Below are 19,816 nucleotides of genomic sequence, written 5' to 3'. Positions count from 1 at the left end.
GCAGGACCGCCAGCAAACCGGACACGGGCCCGAATGCAGCAGGCGGCACGCAGAAGCGAAAGGCCCCGCAATCACCAAGGATTGCGGGGCCTTTCGGTGTAATGGTGCCCAGAAGAGGACTCGAACCTCCACGCCTTGCGGCACTGGTACCTGAAACCAGCGCGTCTACCAATTCCGCCATCTGGGCGATGTCGTGAGCCGCGATGTAACGGGCGGTTTCGGCAGTGTCAACGGTCCCCGTGGAAATTTCGTCGCGCCGCTTTGGCCTTGCCCGGTGGGCGCACGGGGGGTATTGATCCGGCCAGTTTCCAGCCCCCTCGGAAGGTGCGCCATGAGCAAGCTTGTCACCATCTTCGGCGGTTCCGGCTTAGTCGGCCGCTACATCGCCCGGCGCATGGCGAAAGAGGGCTGGCGTGTTCGCGTGGCGGTGCGCCGCCCGAACGAGGCGCTGTTCGTAAAGCCCTACGGTGTGCCGGGTCAGGTCGAGCCGCTGGCCTGCAACATCCGCGACGATGCCAGCGTACGCGCGATGATCCAGAGCGCGGATGCGGTGGTGAACTGCGTGGGTATCCTCAACGCGGTCGGCAGGAACAGCTTTGATGCGGTGCATGCCGAAGGCGCGGGGCGCATTGCCCGGATTGCGGCCGCGGAAGGCGTTCAGACGCTGGTGCATCTGTCGGCCATCGGGGCCGATCCGGCATCGGACAGCGACTATGCCCGCACCAAGGGCGAGGGCGAGACGGCCGTGCTGGCGGCCTTCCCCGGGGCGGTGATCCTGCGCCCCTCGATCATCTTCGGTACCGAGGACCAGTTCTTCAACCGCTTTGCCGCCATGGCCCGTCTTGGGCCCATCCTGCCGGTTGTGGGGGCCAACACCCGGTTCCAGCCGGTGTTTGTGGACGACGTGGCACAGGCGGCGGTCAAGGGCGTGCTGGGCCAGGCTGCGCCCGGAATCTATGAACTCGGCGGGCCAGAGGTCGATACCTTCCGCGGTCTGATGCACCGGATGCTGGCGGTGATCGAACGCCGCCGTGCGGTGGTGAACGTGCCATTCTTCCTGGCACGGATCATGGCCTTCGGGTTCGACATGGTGCAGGCCCTGACGCTGGGCCTGATCGAGAACCGGGTGATCACCCGCGACCAGGTCAAGAACCTTGCCCGCGACAACGTGGTATCGCCCGGCGCGAAGGGCCTGACGGATATGGGCATCACCCCCACCGCTATGGAGGCTGTGCTGCCGGAATATCTGTGGCGCTTCCGGCCCTCGGGCCAGTTCGCGGCGATCAAGCGCTCGGCCAGGAATCTGAGGAAGGCGTGATGCGCCACGCAGCCCTGGTGCTGGCCGTTCTGGCCGGCCCGGCGGCTGCGCAGGGCTTTGATGCTGTCGGCGCACTTTTTGCGGATCGTTGTGTGATCTGCCATTCCGGCGAAGACGCGCCGCTGGGCCTGCGGCTCGACACGCGTGAGGGTGTGCTGGCGGGCAGCGAGAACGGGCCTGTGGTACTGGCCGGCGATCCGGCAAGCCCGCTGCTGCAGCGCCTGCGCGGCGAGGCCGAGCCGCAGATGCCGCTGGACGGCCCGCCCTTCCTTGATCGCGACCAGATCACCATGGTCGAGGCCTGGGTCATGGCTGGCATGCCGGCGGGCGCGGCTGCGCCCAGCCCCGCTTCCGACCGCCGCCGCCCCGCCCCGGGCGAGCAGGTGCTCTGGCCGGATGTGCAGCCGATTTTCCTGAAGGCCTGCATCAAGTGCCATTCCGACAATTCAAAATTAGGCGCCCCGCCGGAAGGGCTGCGGCTGGACAGTCTTGAAAACGTGCTGAAGGGCGGCCACCGGCTGGCGGTGCTGCCAGGCAACCCCGAGATGTCCGAGATCTGGCGCCGGGTCACGGGTCTGGCCACACCCAGGATGCCCTTCGACGGCCCGCCCTGGCTGCCGGACGAGGATATCCGCCTGATCCGCGACTGGATCGAACAGGGCGCGCCGGATGCCGACGGGACCAAGGCCCCGATTCCGACTGGTGCGCGCATCCGCCTGCGGGGTGTGCTGACCGGCGCGGCCGAGATCGACGGTGCCGGCTTCGTGATCGACAGCGGGACAAGGGTGGACGACCGGCCGCGGATCGGCGATCAGGCCGAGATGCAGGGCGTGGTGCAGGCAGACGGCTCGGTGCGGGCCGAACGATTCCGCGACAGGTAGGATATGGAAAACACGACGATCGTTGCCGCCCTGCTGGGGCTTCTGGAAGGGCTGACCGAGTTCATCCCGGTGTCTTCCACGGGTCACCTTCTGCTCGCAGGCCATTTCCTGGGCTTTGAGTCGAAGGGGAAGACCTTCGAGGTGGTGATCCAGCTGGGTGCGATCCTGGCGCTGACCTCGGTCTATGCGGCGCTGATCCTGCGGCTTTTCCTGCGTGCACGGCACGAGGATGCGGCGCGACGGTCGATCGTCTCGATCCTGCTGGCTTTCCTTCCGGCTGTGGCGGTGGGCGTTCTGGCGCATGACTTCATCAAGACCGTGCTGTTCGAGACGCCGATGCTGGTCGCGGTGATGCTGATCCTGGGCGGCTTCGTCCTGCTGGTGATCGACCGCATCGTGCCGCCCCCCATGTATCGCGATGCGCTGGCGCTGCCATTCGGCAAGTCGCTGGCCATCGGGTTTGCCCAGTGTCTCGCGATGATTCCCGGTGTCAGCCGGTCGGGCGCAACCATCGTCGGCGCACTGCTGATGGGGGTGGAAAAGCGGGCGGCGGCGGAGTTTTCCTTCCTTCTCAGCCTGCCGACGATGGGGGCGGCGGTGGCATACGACCTGTTCAAGAACCGCGCCGTGCTGGATTTCGGCGCAGTGTGGGAGATCGCCGTGGGCTTCGCCGTGGCATTCGTGACAGCCGTTCTGGTGGTGCGATGGGTGCTGAACTTCATCAGCCGCCATGGCTATGCGCTGTTCGGCTGGTGGCGAATCATCGTCGGAAGCGTGGCTTTGACTGCCCTTTGGTTAGGCTTCTAGGCATATGGGGAAACCATGCTGACCTAAATGAGCAGAAAAATGGCAGCATCTCTGCCTCATCACTCAAAAAAGCGGCAAATAGGTAAGCTATACTGACTTTTATTGCGTCCTGATCCGCTGTATCCCATCGGTCCCGAAGGGTTCCGGTGAAAGGCGCAGCGATGGCCACGCAGAAGATGCTGAAATTCGTCACGATCGGCAAGGAAATGCCCGAAAAACGTGACGCATCCTCTCGCGCACAGGATTTCCACGAGATCTACCGCGAGTTCGCTGATGCCAAGGCCGCCGAACAAGCCAGCCGGTGCAGCCAGTGCGGCGTGCCCTACTGCCAGTCGCATTGCCCGCTGCACAACAACATCCCCGACTGGCTGAAGCTGACCGCCGAGGGCCGCCTGCAGGAAGCCTACGAGATCAGCCAGGCCACCAACACCTTCCCGGAAATCTGCGGCCGCATCTGCCCGCAGGACCGGCTGTGCGAGGGCAACTGCGTCATTGAACAGTCCGGCCACGGCACCGTCACCATCGGCGCGGTAGAGAAATACATCACTGACACCGCCTGGGAAGAAGGCTGGGTCAGGCCGATCCGTCCCCAGGCCGAACGCCCCGAAAGCGTGGGCATCATCGGCGCGGGGCCGGGCGGCCTTGCGGCGGCGGACGTACTGCGCCGGCAGGGTGTGCAGGTCACGGTCTATGACCGCTATGACCGCGCGGGCGGCCTTCTGACCTATGGCATCCCCGGCTTCAAGCTGGAGAAGGACGTGGTCGAACGCCGCAACGCCCAGCTGGCGGACGGGGGCGTCAACTTCGTGCTGAACTGCACTGTGGGCGAGGACATCACCTTTGATGCGATCCGGGGTCAGCACGATGCGGTGCTGATCGCAACCGGCGTCTACAAGGCCCGCGACATCGAGGCCCCCGACGTCGGCGCCAGGGGCATCGTCAAGGCGCTGGACTACCTCACCGCCTCGAACCGCAAGGGCTTTGGCGACGATGTGCCAGAGTTCGACAGCGGCGAGTTGAACGCCAGCGGCAAGCGGGTCGTCGTCATCGGCGGCGGCGATACGGCGATGGACTGCGTGCGCACCGCGATCCGGCAGGGGGCGCTGTCGGTGAAGTGCCTCTACCGCCGCGACCGGGCGAACATGCCGGGGTCGCAACGCGAGGTGCAGAACGCCGAGGAGGAAGGCGTCGAATTCGTGTGGCTTTCCGCGCCCAAGGGCTTTACCGGCGGCACGGAGGTCGAAGGCGTGATCGTGCAGAAGATGCGCCTTGGCGCGCCGGACGCCACCGGCCGCCAGATGCCCGAGGTCATCGAAGGCGCCGACTATGTCGAACCCGCCGACCTGGTGATCCAGGCGCTGGGCTTCGAGCCCGAGGATCTGCCGACCCTCTGGGGCGTGCCGGAGCTGAAGGTCACCCGTTGGGGCACGATCAAGGCCGATTTTCGCACCCACGAAACCAGCCTGCCCGGTGTCTATGCCGCGGGCGACATCGTGCGGGGCGCAAGCCTGGTCGTCTGGGCGATCCGCGACGGGCGCGAGGCGGCCGAGGCGATCCTTTCCTATCTGAACCAGACCGGAGCCATGGCTGCGGAGTGATCCTTTTTCCCGTCTTCCTGACATCTTCCCTTTGTCTTTGTGCGCAGTGGATGCAGGAAGACCTGAACGTCAGGGTATCTGACCTGATCCAGGGTGAACCGGCGATGCGGAAGTTTCTGATCCTTGCCTGTCTGACCGTCCCGGCCACCGCCGCGCTGGCCGGAACCTGGACGCCCCCCGAAGGCTGCCAGGCCTTCATGACCGTGCAGTCCAAGGCCTGCCGCGTGTCGCACTATTACCGGTGCAGCGGGGATGCGCCCGGCGACCAATGGCGAGTGGACCTCGATCAGGAAGGTCCCTTCTTCCATTCGCGCATCGACTACGAGGCGCAATGGGTGGAAAGCTATGACCCGGTGCGTCAGGTGCTGGACCCGGCGCCCGCCGACCCGGCCAGCTTTTCGGAACTTCTGGCGGAAGGCATGGATACCTGGGACTTCACCCTGTCGCGCGCCGACGGCGCCGGCAGCCGGGCCACCGGGTACGACCGGCTGACCGGACGGACTGTGGTGATCGACGGGATCACCCTGTCCGAGACCGAGGTGCAGTTCACCGAATACGATCGTTCGGGCCGGATGCTGCGCCAGTCGCGGGGGAACGAATTCCTGCACCCCGAATGGCGCCTGTTCTTCGCCGGGCCGGGCGAGACCGACCTGGGCGACGGCATCTGGCGGCCGATCGACGGCTCGCCCGTCGAATTCGTCTTTCCGGGCGAGGAAGGATTTCTGGCCCGCCAGCCGAACTACGACTGTGACGCGCTGACGGCCGACGCCGGCCCCGCGACCAACGAAATCCTGCCAGCGAGCTTTGAGGAGTGAGCCATGACCAAATATGATGCCGCCTGGGTAAGGGCCGAAGAGGAAAAGCGCGCCTGGCTGGATGCGAACGGGCTTTACCGGGCCGAAGACGAACATTCCTCCTGCGGGGTGGGGCTGGTCGTGTCGATCAGCGGCAAGCCGAGCCGCAAGGTGGTGGAGAACGGCATCAACGCGCTGAAGGCGGTCTGGCACCGGGGCGCGGTGGACGCCGACGGCAAGACCGGCGACGGCGCGGGGATCCATGTGCAGATCCCGGTGAAGTTCTTCTACGACGTGGTGCGCCGCACCGGGCATGAGCCCGATGTGAACAAGCTGATCGCCGTGGGCCAGGTCTTCCTGCCGCGCACCGATTTCGGCGCTCAGGAACGCTGCCGGACCATCGTGGAGACCGAGGTTCTGCGCATGGGGCATTACATCTATGGCTGGCGGCATGTGCCGGTGGATGTGTCCGTGCTGGGCGAAAAGGCCAATGCGACGCGCCCCGAGATCGAGCAGATCCTGATCCGCTGCGAGAAGGACATTGACCAGGAACAGTTCGAGCGCGAGCTTTACATCATCCGCCGCCGGATCGAGAAGGCGGCGACGGCGGCGGGGATCGCCGGGCTTTACCTGTGCAGCCTGTCCTGCCGGTCGATCATCTACAAGGGGATGATGCTGGCCGAGCAGGTCTCGACCTTCTACCCCGACCTGCTGGACGAGCGGTTTGAGTCCGCCTTCGCGATCTATCATCAGCGCTACAGCACCAACACCTTCCCGCAATGGTGGCTGGCGCAGCCCTTCCGCATGCTCGCCCACAACGGCGAGATCAACACGCTGAAGGGCAACGTCAACTGGATGAAGAGCCATGAGATCCGCATGGCCAGCAACAACTTCGGCGAGGCGGCCGAGGACATCAAGCCGATCATCCCGGGTGGGACGAGCGACTCGGGCGCGCTGGACGCGGTGTTCGAGGTGCTGGTGCGGTCGGGCCGGTCGGCGCCGATGGCCAAGACCATGCTGGTGCCCGAGGCCTGGTCAAAGCAGACGGTGAACATGCCCAAGGCCTGGGCGGACATGTATTCCTACTGCAACTCGGTGATGGAGCCGTGGGACGGCCCGGCGGCGCTGGCGATGACCGACGGGCGCTGGGTCTGCGGGGGGCTGGACCGCAACGGGTTGCGGCCGATGCGCTATGTGGTGACGGGCGACGGGATGCTGATCGCCGGGTCGGAGGCCGGGATGGTGCCGGTCGATGAATCCACCGTGCGCGAGAAGGGTGCGCTTGGGCCGGGGCAGATGATCGCGGTGGATATGGTGGAGGGCAAGCTCTATCACGACACCGAGATCAAGGACAAACTTGCCGCCGCCCAACCCTATGGCGAGTGGATCGAGAAGGTCATCGATCTGAACAGCCTTCTGCGCGACGTGCCCGAGACGCAGACCTACACGGGCGCCGAACTGCGCAAGCGGCAGATCGCGGCGGGATTCACGGTCGAGGAGCTGGAGCAGGTCCTGGCGCCGATGGCCGAGGACGGCAAGGAAATGGTCGCCTCGATGGGAGACGACACGCCGCCGGCAGTCCTGTCGGCGCAGTATCGGCCGCTGAGCCATTACTTCCGCCAGAACTTCAGCCAGGTGACGAACCCGCCAATCGACAGCTTGCGCGAGGGGCGGGTGATGAGCCTGAAGACCCGCTTCGGCAACCTGAAGAACGTGCTGGATGAATCGTCCAGCCAGACCGAGATCCTGGTGCTGGAAAGCCCCTTCATCGCCAACCGCGAATTCGAGGTGATGGTCGAACGCTTTGGCGATCAGGTGGCCTTCATCGACTGCACCTTCCCGGTGGGCGAGGGGCTCGACGACCTGCGGCAGGGTCTGGAACGCATCCGCGCCGAGGCCGAGGATGCCGTGCGCAGTGGCGCGGCGCAGCTGGTGCTGACGGACGAACATCAGGGGCCGGAAAAGGTGGGGATGCCGATGATCCTTGCCACCTCGGCGGTGCACAGCTGGCTGACGCGCAAGGGTCTGCGGACCTTCTGTTCGGTCAACGTGCGGTCTGCCGAATGCATCGACCCGCATTACTTTGCGGTTCTCATCGGCTGCGGCGCGACCACGGTGAACCCCTACCTCGCGCAGGACAGCATCGCCGACCGCATCGAGCGCGGCCTTATCGAAGGCACGCTGACCGATGCCATGCGCCGCTATCGCGACGCCATCGACGCGGGCCTTCTGAAGATCATGTCGAAGATGGGGATCAGCGTGGTCTCCAGCTATCGCGGCGGTCTGAACTTCGAGGCGGTGGGCCTGTCCCGCGCCATGGTGGCGGAATATTTCCCCGGCATGCAATCGCGCATTTCGGGCATCGGCCTGACCGGGATCGAGCAGAAGCTGGAAGAGGTGCACCGCAAGGGCTGGCTGGGTGGGGCGGACGTGCTGCCCATCGGCGGCTTCTACAAGGCGCGGCGGTCGGGCGAAAAGCACGCTTGGGAAGCGCAGACAATGCACATGCTGCAATCGGCCTGCGACCGGGCGTCCTATGACATCTGGAAGCAATACAGCGCCGCCATGCGGGCCAACCCGCCGATCCACCTGCGCGACCTGCTGGACATCAAGCCGCTGGGCAAGCCGGTGCCGATCGAGGAGGTGGAGTCGATCACCTCGATCCGCAAGCGGTTCGTGACGCCGGGCATGTCGCTGGGGGCGCTGTCGCCCGAAGCGCACAAGACGCTGAACGTGGCGATGAACCGGATCGGGGCGAAGTCCGACAGCGGCGAGGGCGGCGAGGACCCGGCGCATTTCGTGCCGGAGCCGAACGGGGACAACCCGAGTGCCAAGATCAAGCAGGTCGCCTCGGGCCGGTTCGGCGTGACGGCGGAATACCTGAACGCCTGCGAGGAGCTGGAGATCAAGGTCGCGCAAGGGGCGAAGCCCGGCGAGGGCGGCCAGCTGCCGGGGATGAAGGTCACGGCGCTGATCGCGCGGCTGCGGCACAGCACTCCGGGGGTCACGCTAATCTCGCCCCCGCCGCATCACGACATCTATTCGATCGAGGACCTGGCGCAGCTGATCTACGACCTGAAGCAGATCAACCCGCGCGCCAAGGTCTGCGTGAAGCTGGTGTCGTCGTCCGGCGTCGGCACCATCGCGGCGGGCGTGGCCAAGGCCAAGGCGGATGTGATCCTGATTTCCGGCCACAACGGCGGCACGGGGGCCAGCCCTGCGACCAGCATCAAGTATGCCGGCCTGCCCTGGGAGATGGGTCTCACCGAGGCGCATCAGGTGCTGGCGATGAACAACCTGCGCGAAAGGGTGACGCTGCGCACGGACGGCGGGCTGCGGACGGGGCGCGACATCGTGATGGCGGCGATGATGGGGGCCGAGGAATACGGCATCGGCACCGCGGCGCTGATCGCCATGGGCTGCATCATGGTGCGCCAGTGCCAGTCGAACACCTGCCCGGTGGGCGTCTGCACGCAGGACGAACGCCTGCGCGCCAAGTTCACCGGCACGGCGGACAAGGTGGTGAACCTGATCACCTTCTACGCCCAGGAAGTGCGGGAAATCCTCGCCTCCATCGGCGCGCGGTCGCTGGATGAGATCATCGGGCGCGCGGACCTTTTGACCCAGGTCAGCCGTGGGGCGGCGAACCTCGACGACCTTGATCTGAACCCGCTGCTGATCACTGTCGATGGGTCGCGGTTGATCACCTATGACCGGTCGAAGCCGCGCAATGCGGTGCCCGACACGCTGGATGCCGAGATCATCCGCGACGGTGCGCGGTTCTTCGAGGACGGCGAGAAGATGCAGCTGTCCTACGCGGTGCGGAACACGCATCGGACCATCGGCACGCGGGCCTCGAGCCACATCGTCAAGAAGTTCGGGATGCGGAACGCGCTGCAGCCAGACCACCTGACGGTGAAGCTGACCGGATCCTGCGGCCAGTCGCTGGGGGCCTTCGCGGTGCGGGGCCTCAAGCTGGAAGTGCAGGGCGATGCCAACGACTATGTCGGCAAGGGCCTGTCGGGCGGCACGATCACCGTGCGGCCGCCGATGGCCTCGCCCTTGAAGGCCGAAGAGAACACGATCATCGGCAACACCGTGCTGTATGGCGCGACGGACGGGTTCCTGTTTGCCAGCGGTCGGGCCGGGGAGAGGTTCGCGGTGCGCAATTCCGGCGCAAGCGTCGTGGTCGAAGGCTGCGGCTCGAACGGCTGCGAATACATGACCGGCGGCGTGGCGGTGATCCTTGGACGGATCGGCGCTAACTTCGGCGCGGGGATGACCGGGGGCATGGCCTATGTCTATGACCCCGAGGGCGTGGCCGAGGATTTCATGAACCTGGAATCCATCCTGACCTGCGCCGTGGGTCATCCGCACTGGGAGATGCAGCTGAAGGGCCTGATCGCCCGTCATCTGGAGGAAACCGGCAGCCGGATCGCCGAGCGCATCCTGTCGAACTGGGACCGCGAGCGGCAGAACTTCCTGCAGGTCTGCCCGAAGGAAATGGTCAGCCGCCTGCCCTATCCGCTGTCCGACGAAGTGGCGAAAGTTCCGGCGGAATAGGCAACCGCTGTCCTGACGTGCTAGAAAGGGCCGTCGCATTCCGCGGCGGCCCTTTGCTTGGAGCCCCCTCATGTCGGACCTGATCATCGTTGCCTTCCCGGACGAAGCCACAGCCTTTGCGGCAGCCGAAGCCCTGGTCCTGCTTCAGAAGGAACACCTGGTCGAGATGGAGGATGTGGTCGTCGTCACCCGTGACGAAAATGGCAAGGTCGATCTGCATCAGTCCACTGATCTGGTGACCGGAGGGGCAATCGGCGGGGGGCTCTGGGGTACTCTGATCGGACTGCTGTTCCTGAACCCCGTGGTCGGCGCCACGGTGGGCGCCGGGGCAGGTGCACTGGTCGGCAAGTTCACCGACCTGGGGATCGATGACGACTTCCTGCGCGAGGTGGGCCAGAGCCTGGACAAGGGTGGGGCCGCGGTCGGCATGCTGGTGCGCAAGATCACCACCGACAAGGTGATCGAACGGCTGGAACCCTTCCGCGAGAAAGGCCGGGTGATCCACACGTCGCTGAGCCACGAGGCAGAGGCCCAGTTGAAGGCTTTCCTAGAACAGAAGATCGCGCCCCTGCAGAAGCAGGACCAGTTGGGCGGCGGCCGGACGTGAGCCGCTCTTGACGGGGATCGCCTGCCTGCATCTAAGGGCGCCATGACCGAGGACGTGACCGAGAAGCCGGCCGAAAGGCCGAAGCCTGCGCCACGCAAGCGCAAGCCGGGGGCCGGGACGGCGCCGGAAAGGCCGCGGCCCTGGCGGCGCGTGGCGCGCTGGGTGGGGCGGATCATCGGCGGGGTTGCGGCCTTCTATGTCGTTCTGATCCTGCTGTTCAGCTTTGTCCCGCCGCCCATCAACCTTTACCAGCTGAGCGAGGCCTGGCGGCTGGGCGGGATCGAGAAGGAATGGGTATCCTGGGACGAGATCGCCCCGGTCATGGCCCGGTCAGCGGTGGCGGCAGAGGATGCGAATTTCTGCAACCACTGGGGTTTCGACATGGCCGAGCTGCGCAAGGCCATCGCGGCGGGCAGCAACCGGGGGGCCAGCACGATCAGCCAGCAGGTGGTGAAGAACGTCTTCCTCTGGCATGGGCGGACTTACGCGCGCAAGGCGCTGGAGGCGGTGCTGACCCCGGTGGTTGAGCTGGTATGGTCCAAGCAGCGCATCCTGGAGGTCTATCTGAACGTTGCCGAATTCGATGAGGGCGTCTTCGGCGTGCAGGCGGCGGCGCGCCATTACTTTGGCGTGGACGCGAAAGACCTGACCGCGCTGCAGGCTGCCCGGCTGGCCGCGATCCTGCCCGATCCGAAGGGGCGCGATGCCGCCAACCCGTCGAATTTCGTCCGCAACCGCACACGCAGCATCATCTCGGGCGCCGAGACGATCAGGGCGGACGGGCGCTCCGCCTGTTTCGAGGACTGATCCCGTGGAGGGATTGAATTCCCCCGCACGGCGCGGCAATGAGGATGCCAGACCGGAGGCCGCCGCAAGATGAACCGTCCCAGCGCACGCCTGTATCATGTTCCCCTGTCGCCGTTCTGCCGCAAGGTGCGCCTGACGCTTGCGGAAAAGAAGATCGAGGTGGAACTGGTCGAAGAACGCTACTGGGAACCTTCGCCCGATTTCCTGCGCCGCAATCCGGCCGGAAAGGTGCCGATCCTGAAACTGGGCGGACGGACGATGAGCGAAAGCCAGGCGATCTGCGAGTTCATCGAGGAAACCGTGCCCGAACCGCCCCTTATGCCGCGCAGCGCCGATGCGCGTTTCGAGGTGCGTCGTCTCTGCGCCTGGTTCGACGACAAGTTCCACAACGAAGTGACCTCGAAACTTCTGTACGAGAGGGTGAACAAGAAGGTCAGTGGCCAGGGCTATCCTGATTCCCGGAACGTCAAGATGGGGGCAACCCGCATCAAGTATCACCTGGATTACATGGCCTGGCTTCTCGATCAGCGCCGCTGGCTGGCAGGCGATGCGATGACGCTGGCCGATTTCACCGCAGCCGCGCATCTTAGCTGCCTGGACTACATCAGCGATGTGGACTGGAACCGGCACGCGGTGCTGAAGGACTGGTATGCCAAGATCAAGTCGCGGCCGGCGTTCCGGCCGCTTCTGGCCGACCAGATCTCGGGCTTCCCGCCGGCGCCGCACTATGCCGATCTGGATTTCTAGGCCCGCATTTCGGGCGGCTTGCACCCGCCGGCCCGCCTGCGGGACAGGTTCGGTCGGAAGATGGACTTGAAGGATCGCCTGAAGGATCGGGCCTGCGAAGAGGGTTTCGCCGCCTGCGGGATCTGCCGGCCGGATGCAGTGCCCGAGGCGGCGGGTCGGTTGCGGGCCTTTCTGGCGGCTGGCCGGCACGGGCAGATGGCCTGGATGGCCGAGCGCGAAGAGTGGCGGGGCAACGCGGCCGCGCTGTGGCCCGAGGCGCGGTCGGTCATCATGCTGGCCGAGGCCTACACCCCGGTGGGCGACCCTATGGCAGGGCTCGCGCAGCGGGACTGCGGGGTGGTCAGCGCCTACGCGCAGGGCAAGGATTACCACGACCTGGTCAAGCGGCGGCTGAAACGGCTGGGCCGCTGGCTGATCGATCAGGGCGGCGGCGAGATCAAGGTTTTCGTGGATACCGCGCCGGTGATGGAAAAGCCGCTGGCGCAGGCGGCGGGGCTGGGCTGGCAGGGCAAGCATACCAACCTTCTGGGCCGCGATCTGGGCAACTGGGTGTTCCTCGGCGCAATCTTCACCACGCTGGAGCTGGAGCCGGATGCGCCCGAGACCAGCCATTGCGGCAGCTGCACGGCCTGTCTGGACATCTGCCCGACCCGCGCCTTTCCGGCGCCGTATCAGCTGGATGCGCGGCGCTGCATTTCCTACCTCACCATCGAACACAACGGGCCGGTGGAGCCTGAGTTGCGCCCTCTGATGGGCAACCGGATCTACGGCTGCGACGACTGTCTGGCCGTCTGTCCCTGGAACAAGTTCGCAGTTGCCGCGAAGGATATGGGATATCAGCCCAGGGTCGGGCTGCCGGAACTGGCGGACCTGGCGGCGCTGGACGATGCGGGATTTCGGGCGCGCTTTGCCGGGAGCCCGATCAAGCGGATCGGACGGAATCGCTTCCTGCGCAACGTGATGTATGCGGTCGGCAATTCCGGCATGGCGTCGCTGATCCCCCTGGCACGGGCAAGGCTTGACGAGGCCGATCCGGCGGTTTCCGAGGCGGCCGCCTGGGCGCTGGGCAGGCTTTCGCAGGCGCAGGACGACCGGGTGGGGCCGGGCGGCGAATCGTGCTAGGGTGACGTTCCACCGGAAAGGAGACCCAGCATGTCCAAGCATCTTGCAGATCATCGCAAGGCCAGCACCGGCGCCCGGGTGAAGCATTTCCTGAGACTGGCACGAAGCCCGCGTGAAACCTGGCATCGCCCGCGGTCGGGCGCAGGTGCCGCGCGCGTGGCGCAATTCCTGCGCATCGCACGGGGGCGGACGGCCTGATCGCCCCATTTCGACTGCCGGCTCCTCGGACAGACGGCAATTCGGACGACACCGGACTGCAGTGCCCGGTGTCGTTCGGCCATTGCCCTGATATCAGGATCGGACCAGTTTCTCGTATTCGGTGGCAACGCGCCGGGTGATGTCGCCCACCTCGAAGGTATGCTCGCCGATCTGGCCGACAGGTGTGACCTCGGCTGCGGTGCCGGTCAGCCAGCACTGTTCGAAGGTCGCCAGTTCCTCGGGCAGGATGTGGCGCTCATGCACCTTGATCTGCATGTCGCGCAGCATGCCGATCACCGTCTGGCGGGTGATGCCGTTCAGGATACAGTCGGGCAGCGGCGTGTGCACCTCGCCATCCCTGACAAAGAAGATGTTGGCCCCGGTCGCCTCGGCCACATAGCCGCGATAGTCGAAGAACAGCGCGTCCGAGCAGCCCTTGGCCATGGCGGCGTGCTTGGACATGGTGCAGATCATGTAAAGGCCGGCAGCCTTGGCTGCGGTGGGAATGGTTTCGGGCGAGGGTCGTTTCCATTTGGCGATGTCCAGTTTCGCACCTTTCATCTTGGCGTCGCCGTAATAGGCACCCCAGGACCAGCAGGCGATGGCCAGACGCACCGGGTTGCCCAGGCTGGCGACGCCCATCTCCTCGCCCGCACCGCGGAAGGCAACGGCGCGCACATAGGCATCGGTCAGACCGTTTGCCTTCAGCACCTCTTCCTTGGCGGCGTCGATCTGTTCGGCGGTCCACGGAATCGGCATGTCGAGAAGCTCGCCCGACTTGAGCAGGCGCAGCGAATGTTCGTGTCCCTTGAAGATCTTGCCGTTGTAGCAACGTTCGCCTTCGAACACCGACGACGCATAGTGCAGCGCGTGCGTCAGGATGTGGACCTTGGCGGAACGCCATTCCACCAGCTTGCCGTCCATCCAGATGAACCCGTCGCGATCGTCGTAGCCTGCCATTCCCGCCTCCGGTTTTGCGAAAGTTGCGCCTGAAAGGTCCGCTTCGGACAGATTCTTGCGCGAAATCGGGGCAGAGTTACGGGTTCATGCTTGGAAAGTCAACAAGGCTGACGTAAATTCGGAACGAAGGAGACGCACGATGGCCGATGCACCCGGCGGGGAAAACCTGCTGTATCTGACCGACGAACAGTTGCGGAAGGGGATCGAGGCGATGTTCTTCGCCTATCGCGGTTTCACGGCCGACCCGGACCGGATCCTCGAGGGCATGAATTATGGCCGGGCGCACCATCGCGCGATCCATTTCATCCACCGCTCGCCGGGAACGACGGTTTCCAATCTCTTGTCGATTCTGGGGGTTACGAAACAGTCGTTGAATCGCGTGTTGCGGACGCTGATCGACGATGGCCTTGTCCGCAGCGAAAAGGGCAAGACCGACGCACGCGAGCGGCATCTGTTTCTGACCGAAAAAGGCGTCGCCCTGGAACGCGAGCTGTCCGACGCCCAGCGGGCACGGATGCGGGCCGCCTATCGCGCGGCAGGGCCGGCGGCGGTGGCCGGCTTCCGGCAGGTGCTGGAGGCGATGATGGATCCCGAGATGCGGCGGCAATACAACCGCCTGAAGGAGGGCGGCTGATGACGGCGGACGCGCATCTTCTGATCGTCGATGACGATGAACGCATCCGGGGCCTGTTGCAGAAATTCCTGATTCGGAACGGATTTCTTGTTTCAGTCGCAAAGGACGCAGCCCAGGCGCGGCGCATTCTGGCGGGTCTGGAATTCGACCTGATCGTGATGGACGTCATGATGCCGGGAGAGGACGGCGTGTCGCTGACGCGCGATCTGCGCAGAAAGATCACGACGCCGATCCTGCTGCTGACCGCGCGCGGCGAGACCGCGAACCGGATCGAGGGGCTGGAGGCCGGGGCAGACGATTACCTGGTCAAGCCCTTCGAGCCGAAGGAATTGCTGTTGCGGATCAACGCCATCCTGCGCCGGGTGCCCCAGGTGAAACCCGCAGAGCCCGTGCGGCAGGTGCTGCAGCTGGGATCTGTGCGCTATGACGTCGACCGGGGAGAGCTGTGGCGCGGCGAAACCCCGGTGCGCCTGACCGCGACCGAGGCGGCGCTGATGCGCATCTTCGCCGCCCAGCCCGGCGTTCCCCTCAGCCGCGACAAGCTGGTCAGCGAAGCCGCGCGCGGCGATGCTGCCCAGGAACGGGCGGTCGATGTGCAGATCACCCGCCTGCGCCGCAAGATCGAGGACGACCCGAAGGCGCCGCGCTATCTTCAGACGGTGCGCGGGGAAGGTTACATGCTGCAGCCGGATTGAGGGGGGCCTCCCCCCTCTCTTCCTGAAGGGCTGCGTCAGAACGGAATGCGCAGGCCGACCGAAATCACCTGTTCCGTCAGGTCGAAGTTCAACGCCTCAACCGGAGTGCCGCCCTGCCCCGGGCCACCCTCAAGCGGCTCTGCCCCGCCCGTGACCGAACCCAGGTCGAAATAGCGCCAGGCCAGTTCCAGCTTTGCCGGGGCAGACCCCAGCACCGGGCCGACATCCACTGCCACGCCCGCCCCGATGGACCAGGCAAGCCCGCTGTCGCTTCCGCTTTCGAAGCTGCGGCGCACACTGTCTTCTGCGGGGTTGATCCGCGTCCACTGGCCCATCGTGTTGCGCGCAAGGCCAAGGCCCGCCGTCACGAAGGGCGTTACGCCGCCGCCGAAATTGTCGAAGTCATAATAGCCGTTCGCCATCAGCGCGAGCGAGCGGACCGAGCCTTCCATGTCGGCATGGGGCCCGTCTGTCTCGGGGACCGTGTAGGTCCAGGGTCCGGCGAAATCGGCCCTGCCGAAGATGTTCAGCGCCACCTCGCCGCGCCAGCCGTTGCCGTAGGACCGGCCGATGGCGATGGCGCCCATGGCAGCGTTGTCGATGTCAAGGTCGAAGAAGACCTGTGGATCCCCCTCTTCCCCACCTTCAAACCCGGGCGGCAGCCAGTTGGCATCGCCGGCACTGCCCCGGGCCGCGCCCAGTTCGAAACGGAAATAGCTGCCAGGGCCGAAGGGGCCGGCTGCGACAGGCTGGGCCGCAGCGTTCTCGCCCGACTGGATCAGCGGCACCTCCTCGGGCGGGGGAACAGGCTTGCCGCCATGGCCCTTGCCGCCCCCTCCGTGGCCGCCCCCTTCGTGCCCACCGTCTTCATGACCACCGTCCTCGTGCCCGCCGTCTTCTTGCGCCCAGGCCGCACCATTCTGCGCCCCGACAGGCGCCAGCGCGCCCAGCGCAAAACCGGCCAAACCCGCCGCAAGAAGAATTCGGGTGGATGGCGACGTCGTCCGTTCCATTTTCATCCTGGCACCTGACCCCGCAAAGCACGCGACATATGCAGCTTTTCGCATGAAAAGCTCCGCCCGCCAAGGGCGGTCGGAGCCAATGATCCTACCCGTTGCAGTCCTGCCACTCAGCTGTTGTGACCGGCAACAACGGCAAGGCGGATGGATTCGGCAAGTTCGGCCAGATCCGCAGCTGCATCCCCTTCGATCGGGGTGCCCAGGATGGTCGTGACCGCAATCACCGTATCGGCGGTGATGCCCTCGCCCTCCTTGTCGGCGGCCACAGCCAGGAAGACCGCCATCAGAACGTCATTGTCCGTGCTGACGCCTTTCGATGCCAGGACCGACGTGCCGTCCAAGGCATCCTTCAGCAGGGCGAGGTTCTGAAGAGGCGAGTCGATATAGGCGACATTGTCGAAGTTGAACGTCAACTCTTCGATGATGTCGTCGACGGAAAGGTTATAGAAGGCGATCATCTCCGGCGTCAGCGAGGCCACCGCCTCGGCATAGGCGCGATCCAGAACCTTTGCGGGCGATCTGGCGACGTTCAGCCGACCCAGTTCAACTTCCGGGATCCCTTCTTGCGCCCACACGGGCTTGCCGCCACCGGTGCCCGCCGGTCCGCCCGCCTGCGGGCCCTGACCATCCGAATCGCTGCTGGGCCCGCCCTGGCCCTGGCCCTGACCGCGGTTGTCCTGCCCCTTCTGGCCATCGCCATGGTTGCCGCTGTCGCCCGGGCCACCCTGACCCTTGCCTTCGCCGTCATCCTCGGCCCAGGCGGCGGGAACAAGGCCGCTGTTCCACTGCGGCATCACGAAGGCGGCAGTCCCCACAAGGGCGACAACGGCCACCCCCAGCGCAAGACGAGCCATGGTCCCATTTCCACGATCAGACATTTCCACTCTCCCTTGATGTGACTTGCGCCACAGACACGTCAACCAATCTGACATGCGAATGTGTTACGCAATTTTCCGCACGAGTCGTTGACATGTGTCAAATCACGAAAATTTCCCGAAAATGCGGCCCGGCATGCGAAAGACTGCCATGCTGCCAGAGAAAGGACACCCATGACCTGCCGCATCTATTCGCATCCCGACTGTCAGGCCCACATGACACCCCCAGGCCATCCGGAACGCGTCGATCGCCTGGCGGCGGTAGAGCGTGGCCTTGCCGGGCTGGCGGTCGAACGATGGCCCTGCCCGGTTGCCGATGCCTCCGACGTGCTGCGCTGCCATCCCGCCCGCTATCTGGCACGTGTGCAGGCGGCTGTTCCGAAAGCGGGCTGGACCCAGCTTGACGGCGATACCTTCCTATCGCCGGGATCCTTTCAGGCGGCGATGCGAGCGATAGGCGGAATCTGCGCCGCGGTGGATGCAGTGCTGGCGGGCCAGTCCAAGACGGCCTTCGTGGCCGGGCGCCCCCCCGGCCATCATGCCGAACGTGAAACGGCCATGGGCTTCTGCCTGTTCGGTACGGCGGCCATCGGGGCGAAGCGGGCGCTGGATCATCACGGCCTTTCCCGGGTCGCCATCGTGGATTTCGACGTGCACCACGGCAACGGGACACAGGATCTTCTGTGGGACGAGGGGCGGTGTCTGTTCGTCAGTTCCCACCAGATGCCGCTTTATCCGGGGACCGGGCGGCCCGAAGAACGGGGCGCGCACGGGCAGGTGCTGAACCTGCCCCTGCGCGAAGGTACGGGCGGGGCCGCGATGCGCGAGGTCTATGAACAGGTGGTCTTCCCGGCCCTGTCCGCGTGGAAACCCGAACTGTTGCTGATCTCGGCCGGCTTCGACGCCCACGCCGACGACCCCCTGGCCGGGCTGGAATGGCAGGCCGAGGATTTCCGCTGGCTGACCGACCGTCTGTGCGATTTCGCCGGGGGGCGGGTGGTCTCGACACTGGAGGGCGGCTATGATCTGGATGCGCTGGCGGCCTCGGTGGCCGCGCATGTCGCAGTGCTGGAGGAACGGGGCCGATGACCGACAAACCGATCGACGCGATGACCTTCGAAGAGGCGATGGCCGCGCTGGAACAGGTGGTGGGGGCCCTGGAACGCGGCGAGGTGCCGCTGGAACAGTCGATCGCGCTGTATGAACGCGGGGCAGCCCTGAAGGCGCATTGCGCCAAGAAGCTGGCCGAGGCCGAGGAGAAGGTCGAACTGATCCGGGCGCAGGAAGGCCGCGCCGTCGGCACCACCCCGGCGGAGGGGATGTGACCTTTCCCGACCGTCTGGCCGCCGACGCCGCACTGATCGAGGCACGGCTGATGGCCGCCCTTGCACGGCGCGCGGATCAGCCGGTGACCGATGCGATGCGCTATGCCGTGCGGGGCGGCAAGCGGCTGCGCGGCTTTCTGGTGCTGGAAGGGGCGCGGCTGCATGGCCTGCCCGAGGCACGGGCGATCAGCGCGGCGGCGGCGATCGAGGCGCTGCATGCCTACAGCCTGGTGCATGACGACCTGCCCTGCATGGATGACGACGACCTGCGGCGCGGCCAGCCGACCGTGCACCGCAGATGGGACGAGGCAACGGCAGTGCTGGCAGGCGATGCCTTGCAGACGCTGGCTTTCGAACTGCTGTGCGACCCGGTGCTGGGGTCGGCCGAGGTGCGGATGGAACTGGTCTCGGGACTGGCGCGGGCCTCGGGCATCGACGGCATGGTGCTGGGGCAGGCGCTGGACATCGCGGCCGAAACCGCAGGGCGGCCGCTGACGCTGGAAGAGATCACCGCCATGCAGGCGGGCAAGACCGGCGCGCTGATCGGCTTTTCAGCCGAGGCGGGCGCGGTCATCGCCGGCGCCGACCGCGCCCCGCTGCGCCGTTATGCCGCTGCACTGGGGCTGGCCTTCCAGATCGCCGACGACATCCTTGATGTGACCGGTGACGAAGCCAGGGCCGGCAAGCGGTTGCACAAGGACGCAGCGGCAGGCAAGGCCACCTTCGTCTCGCTTCTGGGACTGGAGGGGGCGCAGGCCCGGGCCGCGGCGCTGGTGGCCGAGGCCGAGGCGGCCCTTGCCCCCTATGGCGACCGCGCGGCCAACTTGATCGCAGCCGCGCGCTTCGTTATTGCGCGCGACACCTGA

At 65.8% G+C, this 19,816-nt stretch carries 19 protein-coding genes and 1 tRNA gene; 16 read left to right on the top strand and 4 right to left on the bottom strand.

Annotated elements, in window-relative coordinates; translation table 11 throughout:
• Positions 1-102: 102 nt before the first annotated feature.
• Positions 103-187: transfer RNA gene (locus tag EYB42_RS10730), tRNA-Leu, on the bottom strand.
• Between the two features lie 144 nt (positions 188-331).
• Here EYB42_RS10730 and EYB42_RS10725 point away from each other — a divergent pair.
• The 11 genes from EYB42_RS10725 (at position 332) to EYB42_RS17365 (ending at position 13,442) form a co-directional block, all read left to right on the top strand.
• Entirely contained in the window at positions 332-1,318 is a 987-nt protein-coding gene (locus tag EYB42_RS10725) for a complex I NDUFA9 subunit family protein (RefSeq protein WP_135450107.1), read from the top strand.
• Entirely contained in the window at positions 1,318-2,199 is an 882-nt protein-coding gene (locus EYB42_RS10720) for a c-type cytochrome domain-containing protein (RefSeq protein ID WP_135450106.1), read from the top strand. The genes EYB42_RS10725 and EYB42_RS10720 overlap by 1 nt, the downstream gene beginning before the upstream one ends.
• 3 nt (positions 2,200-2,202) lie before the next feature.
• Positions 2,203-3,006, top strand: a complete 804-nt coding sequence (locus tag EYB42_RS10715; RefSeq protein WP_135450105.1) for an undecaprenyl-diphosphate phosphatase — start codon at positions 2,203-2,205, stop codon at positions 3,004-3,006.
• Positions 3,007-3,167: 161 nt separating this feature from the next.
• Positions 3,168-4,604 (top strand): NAD(P)-dependent oxidoreductase, encoded by a 1,437-nt coding sequence (locus EYB42_RS10710; protein ID WP_135450104.1) that lies wholly within the window; start codon positions 3,168-3,170, stop codon positions 4,602-4,604.
• Positions 4,605-4,708: 104 nt separating this feature from the next.
• On the top strand, positions 4,709-5,419 hold the full coding sequence (locus tag EYB42_RS10705; protein ID WP_135450103.1) for a hypothetical protein: 711 nt from the start codon (positions 4,709-4,711) through the stop codon (positions 5,417-5,419).
• A gap of 3 nt (positions 5,420-5,422) precedes the next feature.
• Positions 5,423-9,961 (top strand): glutamate synthase large subunit, encoded by a 4,539-nt coding sequence (gltB, locus tag EYB42_RS10700; protein ID WP_135450102.1) that lies wholly within the window; start codon positions 5,423-5,425, stop codon positions 9,959-9,961.
• A gap of 70 nt (positions 9,962-10,031) precedes the next feature.
• Positions 10,032-10,568, top strand: coding sequence for a DUF1269 domain-containing protein (locus EYB42_RS10695; RefSeq protein WP_135450101.1), 537 nt, complete (start codon positions 10,032-10,034; stop codon positions 10,566-10,568).
• 42 nt (positions 10,569-10,610) lie between these two features.
• Entirely contained in the window at positions 10,611-11,375 is a 765-nt protein-coding gene (gene mtgA, locus EYB42_RS10690) for a monofunctional biosynthetic peptidoglycan transglycosylase (protein WP_135450100.1), read from the top strand.
• Between the two features lie 69 nt (positions 11,376-11,444).
• The gene (fzlA, locus tag EYB42_RS10685) at positions 11,445-12,122 is read left to right on the top strand and encodes an FtsZ-binding protein FzlA (protein WP_135450099.1); all 678 of its coding nucleotides are present in this window, start codon (positions 11,445-11,447) and stop codon (positions 12,120-12,122) included.
• A gap of 60 nt (positions 12,123-12,182) precedes the next feature.
• The gene (gene queG / locus EYB42_RS10680) at positions 12,183-13,244 is read left to right on the top strand and encodes a tRNA epoxyqueuosine(34) reductase QueG (RefSeq protein ID WP_135450098.1); all 1,062 of its coding nucleotides are present in this window, start codon (positions 12,183-12,185) and stop codon (positions 13,242-13,244) included.
• A gap of 30 nt (positions 13,245-13,274) precedes the next feature.
• Entirely contained in the window at positions 13,275-13,442 is a 168-nt protein-coding gene (locus EYB42_RS17365; RefSeq protein ID WP_167850992.1) for a hypothetical protein, read from the top strand.
• 93 nt (positions 13,443-13,535) lie between these two features.
• On the opposite strand, the gene EYB42_RS10675 is transcribed toward EYB42_RS17365, so the two are convergent.
• A complete protein-coding gene (locus EYB42_RS10675) occupies positions 13,536-14,402 on the bottom strand; it encodes a branched-chain amino acid aminotransferase (protein ID WP_135450097.1) in 867 nt (288 codons plus the stop codon).
• A gap of 139 nt (positions 14,403-14,541) precedes the next feature.
• Here EYB42_RS10675 and EYB42_RS10670 point away from each other — a divergent pair, with 139 nt between their 5' ends.
• Positions 14,542-15,036, top strand: coding sequence for a MarR family winged helix-turn-helix transcriptional regulator (locus EYB42_RS10670; protein ID WP_135450096.1), 495 nt, complete (start codon positions 14,542-14,544; stop codon positions 15,034-15,036).
• A complete protein-coding gene (locus tag EYB42_RS10665) occupies positions 15,036-15,731 on the top strand; it encodes a response regulator (RefSeq protein ID WP_135450095.1) in 696 nt (231 codons plus the stop codon). The genes EYB42_RS10670 and EYB42_RS10665 overlap by 1 nt, the downstream gene beginning before the upstream one ends.
• A 35-nt stretch (positions 15,732-15,766) precedes the next feature.
• Here the strand turns inward: EYB42_RS10665 and EYB42_RS17480 are convergent, their stop codons facing one another.
• Together EYB42_RS17480 and EYB42_RS10655 are read right to left on the bottom strand one after the other, a co-directional pair.
• Entirely contained in the window at positions 15,767-16,744 is a 978-nt protein-coding gene (locus tag EYB42_RS17480; protein WP_135450094.1) for an outer membrane protein, read from the bottom strand.
• A gap of 116 nt (positions 16,745-16,860) precedes the next feature.
• Positions 16,861-17,604, bottom strand: coding sequence for a hypothetical protein (locus EYB42_RS10655; RefSeq protein ID WP_135450093.1), 744 nt, complete (start codon positions 17,602-17,604; stop codon positions 16,861-16,863).
• A 195-nt stretch (positions 17,605-17,799) separates the two neighbouring features.
• Here EYB42_RS10655 and EYB42_RS10650 point away from each other — a divergent pair, with 195 nt between their 5' ends.
• From EYB42_RS10650 to EYB42_RS10640, 3 genes are read left to right on the top strand one after another with little or no spacing between them, the layout of a single operon-like run.
• On the top strand, positions 17,800-18,714 hold the full coding sequence (locus EYB42_RS10650) for a histone deacetylase family protein (protein WP_135450092.1): 915 nt from the start codon (positions 17,800-17,802) through the stop codon (positions 18,712-18,714).
• Positions 18,711-18,950 carry an exodeoxyribonuclease VII small subunit gene (locus tag EYB42_RS10645; RefSeq protein ID WP_135450091.1) on the top strand — a complete coding sequence of 80 codons (240 nt, stop codon included), beginning with the start codon at positions 18,711-18,713 and terminating at the stop codon, positions 18,948-18,950. Before EYB42_RS10650 ends, EYB42_RS10645 begins: the two co-directional genes overlap by 4 nt.
• Positions 18,947-19,816: a polyprenyl synthetase family protein gene (locus tag EYB42_RS10640; protein ID WP_346763307.1), complete on the top strand. Its 870-nt coding sequence runs from the start codon at positions 18,947-18,949 to the stop codon at positions 19,814-19,816. Before EYB42_RS10645 ends, EYB42_RS10640 begins: the two co-directional genes overlap by 4 nt.

Origin of the sequence: Tabrizicola caldifontis (genome assembly GCF_004762095.1) — a bacterium.
In the GTDB taxonomy this organism is placed as follows: domain Bacteria; phylum Pseudomonadota; class Alphaproteobacteria; order Rhodobacterales; family Rhodobacteraceae; genus Tabrizicola; species Tabrizicola caldifontis.
Note: the sequence above shows the minus strand (reverse complement) of the source record. Positions and strands in the feature narration are given on the sequence as shown.

Bases quoted from the DNA above. Each gene is read 5' to 3' on its own strand.
- EYB42_RS17480 (WP_135450094.1), bottom strand. From the start codon at position 16,744: ATGGAACGGACGACGTCGCCATCCACCCGAATTCTTCTTGCGGCGGGT.
- gltB (WP_135450102.1), top strand. From the start codon at position 5,423: ATGACCAAATATGATGCCGCCTGGGTAAGGGCCGAAGAGGAAAAGCGC.
- mtgA (WP_135450100.1), top strand. From the start codon at position 10,611: ATGACCGAGGACGTGACCGAGAAGCCGGCCGAAAGGCCGAAGCCTGCG.
- EYB42_RS10645 (WP_135450091.1), top strand. From the start codon at position 18,711: ATGACCGACAAACCGATCGACGCGATGACCTTCGAAGAGGCGATGGCC.
- EYB42_RS10705 (WP_135450103.1), top strand. From the start codon at position 4,709: ATGCGGAAGTTTCTGATCCTTGCCTGTCTGACCGTCCCGGCCACCGCC.
- EYB42_RS10650 (WP_135450092.1), top strand. From the start codon at position 17,800: ATGACCTGCCGCATCTATTCGCATCCCGACTGTCAGGCCCACATGACA.
- EYB42_RS10675 (WP_135450097.1), bottom strand. From the start codon at position 14,402: ATGGCAGGCTACGACGATCGCGACGGGTTCATCTGGATGGACGGCAAG.
- EYB42_RS10710 (WP_135450104.1), top strand. From the start codon at position 3,168: ATGGCCACGCAGAAGATGCTGAAATTCGTCACGATCGGCAAGGAAATG.
- EYB42_RS10725 (WP_135450107.1), top strand. From the start codon at position 332: ATGAGCAAGCTTGTCACCATCTTCGGCGGTTCCGGCTTAGTCGGCCGC.
- EYB42_RS10695 (WP_135450101.1), top strand. From the start codon at position 10,032: ATGTCGGACCTGATCATCGTTGCCTTCCCGGACGAAGCCACAGCCTTT.
- EYB42_RS17365 (WP_167850992.1), top strand. From the start codon at position 13,275: ATGTCCAAGCATCTTGCAGATCATCGCAAGGCCAGCACCGGCGCCCGG.
- EYB42_RS10655 (WP_135450093.1), bottom strand. From the start codon at position 17,604: ATGGCTCGTCTTGCGCTGGGGGTGGCCGTTGTCGCCCTTGTGGGGACT.
- EYB42_RS10670 (WP_135450096.1), top strand. From the start codon at position 14,542: ATGGCCGATGCACCCGGCGGGGAAAACCTGCTGTATCTGACCGACGAA.
- EYB42_RS10665 (WP_135450095.1), top strand. From the start codon at position 15,036: ATGACGGCGGACGCGCATCTTCTGATCGTCGATGACGATGAACGCATC.
- queG (WP_135450098.1), top strand. From the start codon at position 12,183: ATGGACTTGAAGGATCGCCTGAAGGATCGGGCCTGCGAAGAGGGTTTC.
- fzlA (WP_135450099.1), top strand. From the start codon at position 11,445: ATGAACCGTCCCAGCGCACGCCTGTATCATGTTCCCCTGTCGCCGTTC.
- EYB42_RS10715 (WP_135450105.1), top strand. From the start codon at position 2,203: ATGGAAAACACGACGATCGTTGCCGCCCTGCTGGGGCTTCTGGAAGGG.
- EYB42_RS10720 (WP_135450106.1), top strand. From the start codon at position 1,318: ATGCGCCACGCAGCCCTGGTGCTGGCCGTTCTGGCCGGCCCGGCGGCT.